Raw genomic sequence first — 14,551 nt, 5'->3', positions numbered from 1 at the left:
TATAAAAAGTTACTTTAGGTCTGACCTCTTCCCCGCCCTGAAGGGCGAGGCTTGTGGAAAGGAAAATGTCAGAGGACGATCCTCTTGTAGTAGTACCACAGCCCCCTGATGATGTCGCGCACCTCTATCATGGTGAAGGTCTCGGTTCTGTCTATTAGCTTTGCCGTCTCCTCCCAGCTGTGGGCCTGGAGAACGCGGTAGATGAGGAGCCTTATCTGTCTCTCGTCGAGGTAGGGCTTCATCCAGCCGTCGAGGAAGTAGAGCTTGACTATTGGCTTCACCGCGTCGACGACGGTGTCGTAGGTGAGAACTTTGCCCGTGAACGCATCCAGCCGCTTCTTCTGGATGGCGGTGAGGTGTATCGGATACTCCACCGCCTCGCCGAAGGGCGTCTCGAAGAGCCAGCGCGCTATCTCAGGCTCAAGGTCGCGGTGTGTGTCGCCCAGCCACTCCGTCAGCCTTATGCGGAACTCGTCGTTGGCCTGCCTGATGAGCTTCTTCGCCTTTTCGCTTATCGGCTTCAGGACTATTGCGGTAAACTCACCGCTTACCGGATTCCTGGCGGGGCTGAGGTGGACGACCGCAAAGCCGTTCCTGACCCAGAAGCGGACGAGCTCTTCGCTCGCCCCAAAGCCCGAACCGATCCAGTCGAGGCCTTTCTCACGCGCTTCCTTTTCCAGGAGCTCCAAAGCTCTGCTTCCGAGTCCCATGTCCATGGCATCGGGGTGGGTGGCTATCCTCACGATGCGGTAGCCTTTCAGCCTGGCGAACTCCTTTAGGAGGTGGTGTTTGACCATCATGTCGGGGATTATGTTGCCCCGCGGCTTGTACCCCTTCAGCATCTTGTCTATGACCTTCTTCGGTATGCCGCCCTCCTTGGCTATCTGGATTGCCGTGACTATCTTGCCGTTCTTAAGGCGGAGCACGCGGGCCTCGTGGTGGGGCGCGTCGGCGAGCAAAGCCACGTCGCTCGGCCTGTTGCGGTAGTGGGCTAGGATGTAGATGCCGACAAAGTTTCTGAGATCTTCCCTGTCGTTCTCGAACCAGTCGTCGAGGTCGGGCTCCTCGAAGTAGACCTCCTTGTCCTTTATCAGCTCGAAGTCTTCCTCTGTCAGCTCGACAGGCTCGGCGTCGAGGAGGAGGACGTCAAAGAGCCACTTCTCTATCGGGTCGCCCTCTGCGTAGCGGATGGGTTCGTCCATGTGGAGCTCCTTAAACTGCCTCTTCTCCCTGGCCCTCTTCAGGAACTTGACCGAGAAGCCTCTGCCAGCACCCTCATAGCCGTGTATGGTGGAGGAGTAAACCACGCGGGGCTTGCTGAGGTACCTGTGGAGTATCGGCACGTGGATTCCAGCCGCTTCGTCGAGTATGTACAGGTCGGCGTTCTTCCTGTATCCCTCCGTTGGGGGGTAATAGCGGAGGCCGATCTTCCTCGCGTAGAGCTCCTTGATGAGGCCCTTCTCCTCAACCACGTGCGGCTTAAAGCCGAGCCTCTCAAGCGCGCGCTTGGCAAAGCGGAACAGGGCCTGGACGTTCTCCGGCTCGGGGGCTGTGACGACTATCCTTGTGCGCTTCTTCAGGGCAAGGGCGAGACCTATCGCCGCAATACCAACGGAGACGCTCTTGCCTCTTCCCCTGTCGGCGGTGAGGACGACCATTCCCTTGTTTTCAACCAGCTCCTCGAAGGCCTTCAGAACCTCAACCTGTCCCCCGGTAAGGGCCATCTCGTAGAGCTCGCGCGGGAAGATAGTCTCCTCGGGAATCTCAACGCCCTTCCTCGCTTTGATCTTTGCCTGGGTTTTGTTCCTCTTCGGCTTCTTCCTGAGCTTTCCGTTCTCGGTGATTATGTAGATGCCCTCGTGTTCGGTGAACTTCCTGATAAGGCGCCTATTGAAGCGCTTCTTCACGTCGTCTATAGTGTAGGGCGGCGTGACGAGGCTCTTGTGGAAGCCCGTCCACATGTTTTTCCACTTCTCGAATGGGTGGGCGAGGATGAATATCAAACCGCCGCCGCGGACGGTCTCGATGATTCTGCCAAGGTCGTTGGGGGAGTAATCATAGCTCATGTCCAGGACGAGCAGGTCGTATGTCCTGCCAAGGATATCGCGGGTGTGCTTGAAGGTAACGGCTTTAACCTCAACGTTTGAGCCGGCTAAAACGTCAAAGTGCTTCCTGAAGGCTTCGTAGCGCTTCCGCCCGAAGGTTTCCTCCCCTAGGGCGTCCGTCGCGTAGAGAACCTCAATCCTGTCCTCGCTCTCATCCCTCAGCCTTTTCTCCTTAAGCTCCTCGATGACCTCACTCAGAACTTTAGCCGAAGCGCCGGCCAAGATCCCGGCCAGCTCGGCCTTCCTGAGCGTGTCCCCCTCGATTAGAATCATTCTCCTGTGGAACTTCTCAAGGGCCTGAGCGAGGGCAGTTTCGGTGAGCCTGAGAACCTGATCCTTAACCTTCTCGCTTTTGGCGTAGTCTCTCACTTCCTTATCAAAGCGGACCTTGACGGTCACGGCCGCCACCTCCCGGATAAAAGGGAGAAGGGGGATTTAAAAAGGTAGCTCAGCGGTAGAAGTAAATCCATATTGAACAGTCTGCTGCGAACTTGAGGGACAGTACGTTCTTCCTCTCCTCCTCCACGTAGTCCAGAAAGGTCCTGTGGTCTCCCTCCGTTATGTAATCCCCTTTAAGAAGCTCCAGAGCCAGTTCCTTCTCCCTGTCGAGGGTCTCCATCATTTTCTCGTCCGTGCATTCCCGGCGCTCGACCAGAACACCGGTGGTTTCGTTGAGCCGGGCAAACAGACGGCCCCTCTCACTTTCATCGACCCAGAGTTCCAGTGAGGTCACGGAGGAGGACGGGCGAATGGCGTTTACAACAAAACCCCTCTCTCCTTCCTCCAGAAGGATCTTCTTGACGGCGGGGCTGGCCTTGATAATCCAAGTCTCCTGGCACCGGGTAATGTTGAATGGCTTCTCGCTGACCTTTATGGTCTCCAGGAATCCATCGGAGGGAGGCTCGTGCCCCGTGAAAGGAAAGCCCGTCAGGACGTAGTAGTATCCTCCAAGCAACAGGAACATAAGGGCCAGGAGCTTGATGACCGAATTTAAGTTCCTCCCCTTCCAGGCTCTTCTCATCAGTATGATCCCAGAAACTGTGAGAACGGGCAGCTGGACGAGAACGACAAACCAGAAGGGGCCGGTGGGAAATATGTAGACGTTGGAGTAATTCAGCCGCTCTCTGTACTTCTCGATCTCCCGTTCGTTCCAGGCCATTGCCATGAGCTCCTGATGGAGGGACTTTCCGTCCCAGGTTCCCTTTCTCTTCCTTATCTCTGCCAGGGTTTTGTTCAGGGACCTTTCCCGTTCCCCTATGAGCCTAAGGAGATCAGGACGGTAGTCGTAGTACACTGGCAGGTTCAGTCCTTCATCGGTTTTCACGAGGAAGGAATGCCTAGACCAGTTCACTATCTCGCCTTTCCTCTCGGCCTCCAGAATCCCGTAGACCTTGGGGAAGTAGGAGTTGTACTCAATGGAGGCAGTGGGAGTATACGGGAGCTCTGGATACTTAGAAAGGTAAAGGTAGGCAACTAGATTGTCTAGAAACGGCAGGAGAACCAGACAAACCAGTAGCAACACGGCGGCCTTCTCACCCCGATCCATGGCCCATCACTTTACTGTCCTGACATATAAATACTCCGGGTAGTTCATTTAAATACCTTTTGGCATCGTATCCAGCTCACTTCGACCACAGTCGAAACGCTAAGCTTTTATACGAAATGCATCCAGTTTATTCGGTGGTTCTAGATGACGAAAGGTCTCACCGAGAAGGACCTCGGGAAGTTCAAGCTCGTCGGGAACATCGACGCCTTCAGGAAAAGGCTCGTCTTCCAGGTAACGGGGATAAGCGTTGAGAAGGACGACTACTTCTCAAGGCTCTACCTCTATGACGGCAGGAGGGTCAAGCCCTTCACCGCGGGAAAGAAGGACGGAAACCCGAGATTCTCCCCGAACGGAAAGCTCGTCGCGTTCACCTCAAAGCGCGATAAGGAGAGCAAGGAGGCGGAGCTGTACGTAATCCCGACCGACGGCGGCGAGGCAAGGCTTCTGACCAAGTTCAAGTACGGGATTAAGAACCTCCGCTTCACCGAGGACGGGAAGAGCTTGGCGGTCGTTACCCCGATAGACATCGAAAAGAAACCCAAGGACGACGTCCACGTCATCAAGGAGATGCCATTCTGGTTCAACGGCGTCGGCTGGGTCTACGGGAAGAGGAGCGCCGTCTATCTGGTGGACATCGAGACCGGCAGAAAGAGACGCTTAACCCCCAAGAACCTCGACGTCTCGCAGATTCGCTTCCACAACGGCAGGCTCTACTTCACAGCCCAGGAGGACCGTGAGAGAAAGCCCCTCGTCAGCGATCTCTACGTCCTTGAGGGCAGGAAGGCGAAAAGGCTTACCCCCGGAGAGTGGAGCGTCCAGGACTTCATACCCCTCGACGATGGGACTTTCGTCCTCAAGGCCAATACGAGGGAACGCGGTATTCCCACAAACACCCACATCTACCACTACAACCCGGAGACAGGCGAGATGAGGAAGCTCACCTCGGAACTCGACCGCTCGGCATACAACTCCCTCAACTGCGACGTCAGGGGAAGCCAGAGGGCTGAGCTCCTCTTCAAAGACGGCTGGATCTACTACGTCGCGACCGACGGGCCGAGGGCCAACCTCTTCCGCGTGAACCTTGAGGGGAAGATAGAGCGCGTCATCGGCGGCGATAGAAGCGTCGAGAGCTTTGCCATCGGAGACTACATAGCCTTCACCGCCCAGGACGCGGTCACTCCAACGGAGCTCTACGTTCTCCGTGACGGGAAGGAAAAGAAGGTTACGGACTTCAACGGCTGGATTAAGGGCTACAAACTCTCGAAGCCGGAACACTTCACCGTCAAGGCCAGCGACGGCGTTGAGATAGACGCCTGGATTATGAGGCCGGTTAACTTTGAACCGGGCAAAAAGTACCCGGCCGTTCTTGAGATTCACGGCGGGCCTAAGACGGCTTACGGCTACTCCTTCATGCACGAGTTCCATGTTCTGACCGCCAAGGGCTTCGTGGTAATCTTCTCCAACCCGCGCGGGAGCGACGGCTACGGCGAGGACTTCGCCGACATACGGGGGCACTACGGTGAGAGGGACTACCAGGATCTGATGGAGGTCGTTGACGAAGCCGTTAAGCGCTTCGACTTCATCGATGCGGAGAGGATTGGCGTCACCGGCGGCTCCTACGGCGGCTTCATGACCAACTGGATAGTCGGGCACACAAACAGATTCAAGGCCGCTGTAACCCAGCGTTCAATCTCGAACTGGGTGAGCTTCTTCGGAACTACCGACATAGGCTACTTCTTCGCCCCGGACCAGATAGGCGGCGACCCGTGGAGCAACACGGAAGGCTACTGGGAGAAGAGCCCGCTGAAGTACGCTCCCAACGTCGAGACGCCGCTCCTCATAATCCACTCGACGGAGGACTACCGCTGCTGGCTTCCCGAGGCTCTCCAGTTCTACACGGCGCTCAAATACCTAGGCAAGACCGTTGAGCTAGCTATCTTCCCCGGCGAGAACCACGACCTCAGCAGGGGCGGAAAGCCGAAGCACAGGGTTAGGAGGTTGGAGCTCATAGCCGGGTGGATGGAGAGGTGGCTTAAGGGATGAAGCTTATCTCTTTCTTCCCATTATTGCCAGCAGGATTACTACAGCCGTAAACGCGAGCAGGTAAACGATTATCGGATTTATGGGTTGTAGATTTTCAGGTTCCTCCAAACTGACTCTGTGGAGTTCTCCATCGTAGAGGTAAAGCGACGAGTTCGCCGAGAGTAGACACTTGTTATCCTGACAGTCCACTCGAGAGCACGAAACATCCAAAAGGGTTGTGTTTCTAATTTTAATTGACTTTCCGTCACAGAAGATGAAACTGCCGTTTAGGACTGAGAAATCAGAGACCGGCCCATTTAAGGTTATGTTTTTTCTGAAACCTCCGCCAGAATAGACATAAACCCCAGTGGCGTTCATTAGGTAGAGCTTTCCTCTCACAGCCTTTACTCTCACCCCATCTATGTAGCCGCACGATACCGCTTTCTCGACGCTCCCGTTGGGGGATACGATGACGAGCAAGCACTCCCCGGTCATCGCCGATTCTGAGACGGGGATGTAGTAGGTTCCGTTCAGGTACGTCAGACCCCGGCAGTCGTAGCTGTGCAGCTTAAATAACCCCGAGCCGTTGGGGGTTTGGAAGATCACGTTATCGGGGGTGAACGTTTCAACGATCCATTCACTTCCGTTCCAAGCTAAACCGCAGGGTTCTCCGGTGGGATTCAGCCTTATTTTGCTGACCAGCTTCCCTCCACTTACGATCAGGAGAGAGTACGTACCATTTGCTTCCTCAAGAACACCCCAGGAGCTTCCGCTGTGAGATATAGAAACTATCTCGATTCCAGCAAGTGCAATAGGAGAATAATACGAAAAAATACCAATACAAACAAAAATAAGGAAATATACTCCTTTTCTCATTTCTGCACAACCTCGAGATAATTGTTAATATCCGTACTAAAATAATAGACCACATAATTGAATTTTCCAAACCTAGTTTCAATGTCATTAAGAGCTAATAGATAATCTCTTGCCCTATCCGTGCACTTAACGGCATCACATCCGTACCCACAGTGCTCGCAATATCCTCTAACTGCTGAGTCCCATTCCATCTCGACACCAAATCCATTTTCGTGACAGAACCACATGAACTCATTTAGATCCTGATAATTCATGCCATTTGGTCGATAATGATCTCCGTGATTATCGGTAACCATGTAATAATGTGGCTGTGGAGCGACGTGAGAAAATCCTGTTTCTTCTACACATTTTCTTGTTAGAGATAATGGTTCATTGCTACTCCATCTCTCTATTGGTATCCAGAGAGTAGGTTTCTTATAAATATCCCTGACATAACTTACAATATCCCTTACTTTAGTGGAATCCTGAAGAACAGACGCTGCACCCTCTAGGCTGAAATAGTACCCTGTTATCCTGCTAGATATCCAAGAAAATTCTAATTTGTTTATCCAGTTTTGAATATCTTTAAGAGTCCGAGGAGACCCATTGGGGGAATAATAGGGAATTTCGGCCCATATCTCAAATCTCGAACTAGATTTCGTGGCAAATGTCTCTATATTATGGATAAGGGCTGAAGCATTGGCGTATTTTCCCTCCCCTGTAGATAACAATATGACACCATCAAACAGTTCGATAAACTTAGAAATTTGTTCCACTGGAGTGGTTTTTGTTCCAGCATAGTAGAACAACGCCAGTCTAGTCACAGCATCACCATGGAAAGTTGTATTATAAGCATATAAATTTTTCGTTTGTCATGTGAAAGCAATAAAAGTAAATAAAGATATCAAAGCGTGTAGTCCAATACCTTCCTCGCTTCCTCGATGTGCTCAGGATAGACGTTCTTGATTTCCGGGTGGAGGGCCTTGATGACCCTTCCGACGAGCACGAAGAGGGTTCCCGCGATTATAGGCAGCTCGTTGATAACGTCTTCATCGAGCGGAACTTCGACCGGAATCTCGCGCAGGACAAACTTCCTTATCAGCTCTATCTCGACGCCCTCTTCCTCGATAACTGCCCTGAAGAGGCTCATGGAGCCTTTGAAGCCCCTGCTGAGCGGCAGGTGGCGGAGCTTTATAGTCCCGCTCCCCTCGGCGATGGCGTTCTCGTAGGCGACCTCCAAGAGGTCCGAAAGCTTCTTCTCCACGATGCCCATCATCTCCTCGGCGCGTGGCTTTATCACCGCCAGGCCGCAGGTCTTTTCCAGGATCTTCCGGAGCTGGGGGTAGGGGGATTATCATCTCCGCCATGGCCACCATCCCCACGTTTCCCGCCATATTTTAGTTACAACAGGTATTTAAAATTTCGGAGCAGGGAGTTGTGATGGAGGTGGAGCAAAGGGAGAGAACAAAACCTGGAAAGCAGGGAAAGCCAGAGCGGGCCTATCCCAGGAAACCCCTTATTCCGGCCGCTTCCACCACAAGGGACTCGTTGAGCTGGCCAGAGAGTATCGCGGAGGTTATTTCCTCGTGGCCCTCGTCCCGCTCGTAGTTCCCCGCCATCTCAGCGAGGGGGCTGAGGAACGGGAACTTCTCAACGGAGGACGGGTTGAAATAGCGGAAAGCGAACTCGATGTCCCTGTACAGGCCGAGGTAGTGGTCGGAAATCTCATCCAGCTCCCTCTCACTGAGTGCACTCAGGCCGAGCAGCTCCGGGGGAATTCCGAGGGAGTAGAGCGACGCGGTGAACTTTATGGCCCTCGGCAGGGCCGAGCCGTTCACCTCCCTCGAATAGCCAAAGAGTCCTATGTGGATCTTCCTGTGCCTTCTGGATGGGACGTACTTTGCAATCTCCCTGATGTAGGGGGCGAGCGCCTTCAGCTCTCTCGAATACCTCTCCTCATACTTCTTAAGGGGGGAGAACGCCTCCTCCGGCACGGGATCCGCACGCCCCCTCCTCCTGGACTTAACTCTCTCAACGGCTTTCATAACCTCCTTCGTGGGCCAGTCGTATTTGAACGAGCTCTGAACGGTGTAGGTCTGGGCACTCGGGTACTCATCCATCACCGCGTCCACGTTTTCAGGCGTAAAGTGGCCCCTGAAGGGAGCGCCGCCGACGCCGACGATGGGGTACACCTCAACGCCCGTCTCCTCTTCCAGCACCTGGGGGTCAAAGAGGGCCCTTTTATCGTAGAGCACGGCACTTATCAGGCCGTAGTTCAGTGCCGGGTCGCTCCTGGCCAGAAAGACCCTCTGGTATTCGAACTCCTTTCCCTTCAGGTACTCGGCCACGACTGCAGCCGCGCCCAGATGGCCTCCTTCGTCTCGAAGAGGGGGATAACGCTTATCTCGCAGGGATAGAACTCACCTATCCACTCGTGGAGCTTTATGTCGTAGACCCTCTTGTACTGCTTCCCCGCTATGTAGTGCCGGTATAGTTCATAAACCTGGTTCAGCTCGGCCGGGGAGGTCGCCATCGGCAGGATGACCTCGAATATTGGGGCAGCTTCCTCACCGTAGAATATTCGGGCGTAGTCCGCTGAGCGGGGGGATTGTCTCAAGGGTTTCGAGGAGGAGCTTTGCCTCGGCCTTCTCAACGCTCGGGTTGGGAACCCTGGGGGTCAGTCTGAACTCCCGGCCGAGCCTGCGGCGTCTGAAGAAGTGCCCGTAGCGCTCGAAGAGCTTTTTGACGACGAACTCATCCACCTCTTTGCCCTCAAAGTCCCACATCTGCTCGTCCATCCCGAGGACGTTGAAGGCGTAGAAGACCTCCATCACCTCGTCCTCTCCCCTCATCACGGGGGAACTGGCGAAGAAGGGCATGTAAACGTTGTCAGGATGCTGAGTGCTCATCAGTCTTGGTATCATTTAGGCCACCATTTATGGAAATATATGACATAATTTAAATTTTCTGAGAGAAATTTCGGACAAATGACAGCCACCTTAAAAAAGGTTTTTAAAGGCGAGCGGAGACCCTTCTCCATGCGGGCAGTGGTCATGGCGTTTCCGGAGAAGCGGTGGGAGAACTACACTCTGCCCGTTGCAGATGAGCCGGTCGTCAGGCTCACGGAGCGGAGACTTTTGATGAGCAAGAGAATAGATGATGTCCTAACGGTGGTCAGAAAGGACAAGCTCAGAACCTATTCCCTCCACGTCTTGAATCCCATTCCCGTTTCCGCGAGGAGTAGGATGGAGGCGCTTTTGAAGGCCATGCCGTCTGAACCATTCTTCCTCGCCGAGGGCAACATGCCACTGATAATGCCCTTCCTCGTAAACTACATGATCGGACTCTTCTACGAGAACGAGCCCGAGGCGCTGATACCGGTCTGGCGCGACGGGACTGCGGAGATAACGCACGCCGTTTATGAATCCGACGCGCTGAAGGATGCTATAGAAGCGGCACTGGCAGAAGGTTACAAAAGCCTGAGTAGAATAACGGAGTTCCTTGACTACGAGCCACTGCCTATTGAGGAGCTGGCGAAGAGGAACCCCAAGGTAACGCTCAGCTTTTTCAGGGTGAGACGCTCCTTTGATGTTATCTTTGCGGAAAAGACCCTGGAAAAAACCGCCGAATAATTTTTGGAAAATATCCAATTATGTGCAGAAATGCTTAAGTACTATAAAATCTATAATAATCTAAGGTGGGAGTCTCCCTCAAAGGACCCTTCTGCCTGGTTCGGACCAAAAGGAGAGGGTTGTTATGAAGAAAATTCTGAGCGCAGCGCTATCGCTGCTCGTACTGTTTAGTTTGATGGCCGTGTTAGGGCCCGCTTCCGTTTCTGCAAAACCGCTAAGCGAATACAACGTGCTGATACTGAAGAACGTAGATGCATGGAACTCGCCGGCGGTTGAGGACACTCTCACTGACATGGGCGTCCCGTACGATGTCATGACGAGTACTGAGCTTCAGAACAAAACGGCTCAGGATCTAATAGACACGTATGACATGATTATCATCATCAGCGACCAGCCCCAGAGTTTTTACGATGAGATAGGCCCCCAGATGGGCAAGCTGGAAGACTACGTGAAGGCCGGAAAGGTTCTTGAAATCCATGCCGCCAACTGGGGATGGAACGGCGGGCTTTGGACGACGCCTCTTCCCAGAAACGTCACGATAGTGCGGAGCTATTCGAACTACGATTACGTAGTCGCCAACAACACGATGCTCTACAGCAGCTACGCCAGCCACGGTTACTTTGTTGGCCTCCCGGCCGATGCAGAGATAATAACCGTCCAGGCACCCGCGGGAACTCCCGACTACGGCAAGCCAAGTACCGCGATATACACCCTCGGAAACGGTAAGGTTTTCGTTACCGGCCTGACCGTAGAGTACAGCGTCGCCAGAGGGGGGCCTGAGTGGAGGGCGTTCTACATCGAAACAATAGGGGGTAATCTTGCAGCTTCGGAGACTATCCAGCCCATTGTGGGGCCGGTGTATCCCTCAGCGATGAGCCTGCTGATAACATACAACCTCTACTATTACATGGCGTACGAAAGCGCCCTCCGGAGGTACAACACGGCCTACGCGGAGGCCGTTATCCAGGGAGTGGACAACGTGACCCTCATGCGTTCCAGGGAGCTCAACCGGACGGCCACCCTCCACTACGCGAACGTGACCAAGTACGGGCCGGTCGTAGGAAACTTTCCGAGGGTTCATATTTTTGACGATCTCAGGTGGGCCGCGCTGTACCAGGGAAGGGCACTAAAAACGATAGAAGGGGCACTGGGGAGGTGAGCCTCACAACACCCCCCACTTTTTTACTGTTTTAGCTACAGCCGCCGCCACGAGGGCTTTTCCCAGGTCGGCCGGTATGAATGGTAGTACCCCTATGAAAAACGCTTTTTTGAAGTCGTTGCCCATCAGAAGCCCCAGCCTCAGCCATCCAAGGGCGTATATTACGGCGATCGCGATGACAGAGCCGGCCACCATTGCGGCCAGGGAGTCCTTCCTCTCGGCCACATAACCGGCCAGAAATGCCGCCAGGGGGAACGCCACGAGATAGCCCCCTGTGGGGCCGTATATAACCGCCAGGCCCCCCTGGACGTTCGCAAACACAGGGATCCCCACGACGCCCATGAAGAGGTACACCGCCTGGCTCAGGAAACCGAGCCTTGACCCGAGGATCAGTCCGCTCAGGAGTACTGTGAAAACCTGGAGCGTTAAAGGCACTGGGCCTATGGGGATGCTTATCTGGGCACCGACTGCAGTCAGAGCGGCGAAGAGACCTGCGAAAGCGACATCCCGTGAGTTCATCCGAGCCACCCCTCAAGTTTTTAAGGTCGTAACTTGAAACGTCCACGATGATCGCGGTTAAAAACCTTTGGCACATCTACGAGAACGGCAGGGAGGCCCTGAGGGGCGTGGACTTTACGATGGGGGGTGAGATAGTAGCCCTCGTTGGCCCTAACGGCAGCGGGAAAACTACCCTGGCCAAGCACCTCAACGGCCTCCTCAAGCCAACCCGGGGCAGCGTTACCGTGGACGGTATGGACACGCGCGAGCATACCGTGGCGGAGCTGTCTCGGGTGGTCGGCTACGTTTTTCAGAACCCGGAGCACATGTTCTTTGAAGAGGACGTTTTTAGGGAAGTTGCTTTTGGGCCAAAAAACCTCGGTCTGAGTGGGGACGAAGTTGAGAGGCGTGTCAGATGGGCGCTCGGCATGGTCGGCCTTGAAGGCTATGAGGAAAGAACCCCCTACTCCCTGAGCGGTGGAGAGAAGCAGAGGCTGGCAATAGCATGCGTCCTGGCCATGAAGCCGAGGTACCTCATCCTGGACGAGCCCACGACCGGACTGGACGCAAAGGGCGCTGGGGAGGTTGCGGAGGTAGTAACGCGTCTGCGCTCGGAGGGGCATGGTGTGCTCATCATAACGCACGACATGGAGCTCGTTCTTGAGCTTGCCGAGAGGGTGGTTCTACTCTACGAGGGTGAGAAAGTATTTGACGGCCCGGTAGAGCAGTTTTTCACCATAGATCTCCACCACTATGGCCTTGAAAAGCCCGGACTGCTGAGGATAAGCGAAAAAATGGGTGCCGGGTTCGTAAGGAGCGTCCGTGAGCTGGTATCCCGCATTGGGGGTGGGGGGCAGTGATGTACTCGTTCTACTCCGGTGGCGACTCGGTGCTCCACCGTCTAGACCCCCGCGTCAAACTGCTGGCCGCGGGCGCTGGCATAGCCGGGACCCTACTGTTCAACGACCCAGCGGTTCTCCTTCCCATGTTCGCCGCCACGATCCTCTACGGGCGGTTCTTGGGGGGGATCCCCGTTCGGAGGCAGATGCACCTCCTGAAGCCCCTGCTCCCCCTGGTGGCGATAACCGTTGTTCTGTGGCCGGTTATCTATGAGCCCCGCCTCAAGGGCCTTGTGCTGGGGGTGTCCTTCTCCTTCCGGTTGCTGACGATAGCCCTGTTCACGTTCGTCCTTCTCATGACGACCCCTCAGAAGGAGCTCGTTTTGGCCTTTGTGAAGCTGGGGATGCCCTACGAGTTCGGGCTGACGGTCTCTATAGCCCTGCGCTACATACCCACTCTGTACCTCCTGGCCAGCAAGATAATGGACGCCCAGAAGAGCAGGGGGTGGGAGGTAGAGAAGGGAAACGTTTTCGTCAGGGTGAAGCGCATGAGTGCTGTGCTGATCCCCCTTCTTGTTGCCTCCCTGAAGACCGCCCATGAGCTAAGCATCGCCCTTGAGAGCAGGGGCTTTGGGGCTGGGAGAAAGAGGACGGCTCTCTACGACATCCGGATGACGCGGAGGGACTTCGTCGCGGCTGGCATTGTGCTGCTGCTGTTTATTGCTGCCGTCTATGTCCGCTACGTTCTCGGTTTCGGGCACATTGATATCTACGGCTAAAGTATATGCTTTACGAGGGAGTCGGCCGGAATTGAGTGATCCCCAACGCTGGAGACGTGGTCTGGGGGAGCTTTGAGGACGGTGATGTTGAACCTGTGGTGGCCGCGGTAGGAGCTGGTTCTCAGTACGGCGAGGACATCAAAGATCTCCGGGAGGTCATAGAACCGCCTGAATTCTCCAGGAAGGTCGAGCTCGTTGAGCTCTATGGTCGAGTGGCTGAGAACCAGAACGAGGCCTTTCTTATCCACCTTTCGCCGGATCTCCACGAGCCTTTCCGCGGAGCGGTTAAGAAGGGTGGGGAAGCGGGAAACAATGACGAGGGAGCCGTCGTCCACGACCTTAAGCGCATCAACGAGTTCGTCAACGGAATAGACGTTCCCGGCGTAGAGGTTCGAGACGTCCTCTGTAAGCTTCCTAAGGAGCTTGAGCGAGGGACTGCCCGGGCCGACATGGTAAACGGGGCCATCACCGAGGGAGTTGGCCATAAGGTGGTACAGAAAGACGGTCTCGGCGAGCTCATCGGCCGCTATCATAGCTGACATGCTCCCCTCGGCAAACGCGAGGGGAAACGCATCGAAGGGCTTGATCTCCCTTGGCTGGAGCTCGGCCGGTTTGAAGAACATACGCATCAAAGGGTCTAGGTGCTGGGGATATTTATACCTTACTCAGAACCAAAAAGGCTAAATGGAAGCTCATGGGTGGGCCATGCCCCCGACGGCAAACATACCCACCAGCGCCAGCACCACCATGACAAGACCCGCGATTATCGCCGATAGCAGCCACGCTAGGAACGCCCTTAACCAGTCGGTGTCAAACACTGTTTTTATGACCCACAGGTACGCTATCAGGGCCAGTACCGGGGCGAGGGGTGCAAAAACCGTCGCAACCGCCACCATCACTATGCCGGGACGATACCGCCGCCCAGTATCGCTATCATGGACCTGCCGATGGAAGCCTTTTCAATCCCGACCAGCTTGCCCGCAAGGGACAGGAATACCGCCGCTATGAACAGGCCCAGCAGGAAGGCAAATACTCCCGCGGTACCCATTGCGGCGACGACGCCCGGACCGTACATCGTATCACCTCAGAACTTACGTGTCCCTGAGGGGTTATTAA

14 protein-coding genes and 2 pseudogenes are annotated in these 14,551 nt (G+C 54.8%); 5 read left to right on the top strand and 11 right to left on the bottom strand.

Features of this window, described 5'->3' with window-relative positions:
* Positions 1–68: 68 nt before the first annotated feature.
* The gene (locus E3E36_RS02975) at positions 69–2,504 is read right to left on the bottom strand and encodes a tRNA(Met) cytidine acetyltransferase TmcA (protein ID WP_167893897.1); all 2,436 of its coding nucleotides are present in this window, start codon (positions 2,502–2,504) and stop codon (positions 69–71) included.
* A 49-nt stretch (positions 2,505–2,553) separates the two neighbouring features.
* Positions 2,554–3,651 (bottom strand): hypothetical protein, encoded by a 1,098-nt coding sequence (locus tag E3E36_RS02970; RefSeq protein WP_167893896.1) that lies wholly within the window; start codon positions 3,649–3,651, stop codon positions 2,554–2,556.
* A gap of 144 nt (positions 3,652–3,795) precedes the next feature.
* Between E3E36_RS02970 and E3E36_RS02965 the strand changes: the two genes are divergently transcribed.
* Positions 3,796–5,694 (top strand): S9 family peptidase, encoded by a 1,899-nt coding sequence (locus E3E36_RS02965; RefSeq protein WP_167893895.1) that lies wholly within the window; start codon positions 3,796–3,798, stop codon positions 5,692–5,694.
* 3 nt (positions 5,695–5,697) lie between these two features.
* On the opposite strand, the gene E3E36_RS02960 is transcribed toward E3E36_RS02965, so the two are convergent.
* The 5 genes and pseudogenes from E3E36_RS02960 to ppcA (E3E36_RS13340) form a co-directional block, all read right to left on the bottom strand.
* On the bottom strand, positions 5,698–6,549 hold the full coding sequence (locus E3E36_RS02960) for a hypothetical protein (protein ID WP_167893894.1): 852 nt from the start codon (positions 6,547–6,549) through the stop codon (positions 5,698–5,700).
* On the bottom strand, positions 6,546–7,352 hold the full coding sequence (locus tag E3E36_RS02955; RefSeq protein ID WP_167893893.1) for a DUF4855 domain-containing protein: 807 nt from the start codon (positions 7,350–7,352) through the stop codon (positions 6,546–6,548). Before E3E36_RS02955 ends, E3E36_RS02960 begins: the two co-directional genes overlap by 4 nt.
* 80 nt (positions 7,353–7,432) lie before the next feature.
* Positions 7,433–7,895: pseudogene (locus tag E3E36_RS02950) on the bottom strand (DUF1931 family protein).
* 132 nt (positions 7,896–8,027) lie between these two features.
* A pseudogene (ppcA, locus tag E3E36_RS02945) lies at positions 8,028–9,145 on the bottom strand (phosphoenolpyruvate carboxylase).
* A complete protein-coding gene (ppcA, locus tag E3E36_RS13340; protein WP_342764371.1) occupies positions 9,096–9,452 on the bottom strand; it encodes a phosphoenolpyruvate carboxylase in 357 nt (118 codons plus the stop codon). Before ppcA (E3E36_RS13340) ends, ppcA (E3E36_RS02945) begins: the two are co-directional and overlap by 50 nt.
* Positions 9,453–9,566: 114 nt before the next feature.
* Here ppcA (E3E36_RS13340) and E3E36_RS02940 point away from each other — a divergent pair, with 114 nt between their 5' ends.
* Both E3E36_RS02940 and E3E36_RS02935 read left to right on the top strand, forming a co-directional pair.
* Complete coding sequence (locus tag E3E36_RS02940; protein WP_167893892.1) at positions 9,567–10,160, top strand: molybdenum cofactor guanylyltransferase; 594 nt, start codon at positions 9,567–9,569, stop codon at positions 10,158–10,160.
* 124 nt (positions 10,161–10,284) lie between these two features.
* Positions 10,285–11,319, top strand: a complete 1,035-nt coding sequence (locus tag E3E36_RS02935) for a pyrolysin (RefSeq protein WP_167893891.1) — start codon at positions 10,285–10,287, stop codon at positions 11,317–11,319.
* Between the two features lie 3 nt (positions 11,320–11,322).
* Here the strand turns inward: E3E36_RS02935 and E3E36_RS02930 are convergent, their stop codons facing one another.
* Positions 11,323–11,838: a biotin transporter BioY gene (locus E3E36_RS02930; protein ID WP_167893890.1), complete on the bottom strand. Its 516-nt coding sequence runs from the start codon at positions 11,836–11,838 to the stop codon at positions 11,323–11,325.
* 47 nt (positions 11,839–11,885) lie between these two features.
* Between E3E36_RS02930 and E3E36_RS02925 the strand changes: the two genes are divergently transcribed.
* Positions 11,886–12,677: an energy-coupling factor ABC transporter ATP-binding protein gene (locus tag E3E36_RS02925; RefSeq protein ID WP_167893889.1), complete on the top strand. Its 792-nt coding sequence runs from the start codon at positions 11,886–11,888 to the stop codon at positions 12,675–12,677.
* Complete coding sequence (locus E3E36_RS02920) at positions 12,677–13,435, top strand: energy-coupling factor transporter transmembrane protein EcfT (RefSeq protein ID WP_206203462.1); 759 nt, start codon at positions 12,677–12,679, stop codon at positions 13,433–13,435. The genes E3E36_RS02925 and E3E36_RS02920 overlap by 1 nt, the downstream gene beginning before the upstream one ends.
* Here the strand turns inward: E3E36_RS02920 and E3E36_RS02915 are convergent.
* From E3E36_RS02915 to E3E36_RS13155, 3 genes are all read right to left on the bottom strand, one after another.
* Positions 13,432–14,064 carry a hypothetical protein gene (locus E3E36_RS02915; RefSeq protein WP_240911759.1) on the bottom strand — a complete coding sequence of 211 codons (633 nt, stop codon included), beginning with the start codon at positions 14,062–14,064 and terminating at the stop codon, positions 13,432–13,434. The two genes, E3E36_RS02920 and E3E36_RS02915, sit on opposite strands and share 4 nt — an antisense overlap.
* A gap of 63 nt (positions 14,065–14,127) precedes the next feature.
* Positions 14,128–14,331 (bottom strand): hypothetical protein, encoded by a 204-nt coding sequence (locus E3E36_RS13160; protein ID WP_240911757.1) that lies wholly within the window; start codon positions 14,329–14,331, stop codon positions 14,128–14,130.
* A gap of 2 nt (positions 14,332–14,333) precedes the next feature.
* Positions 14,334–14,510 carry a hypothetical protein gene (locus E3E36_RS13155; RefSeq protein WP_240911755.1) on the bottom strand — a complete coding sequence of 59 codons (177 nt, stop codon included), beginning with the start codon at positions 14,508–14,510 and terminating at the stop codon, positions 14,334–14,336.
* Positions 14,511–14,551 lie beyond the last annotated feature (41 nt).

The organism is Thermococcus sp. M36, assembly GCF_012027355.1.
GTDB lineage: Archaea > Methanobacteriota_B > Thermococci > Thermococcales > Thermococcaceae > Thermococcus.
Note: the sequence above shows the minus strand (reverse complement) of the source record. Positions and strands in the feature narration are given on the sequence as shown.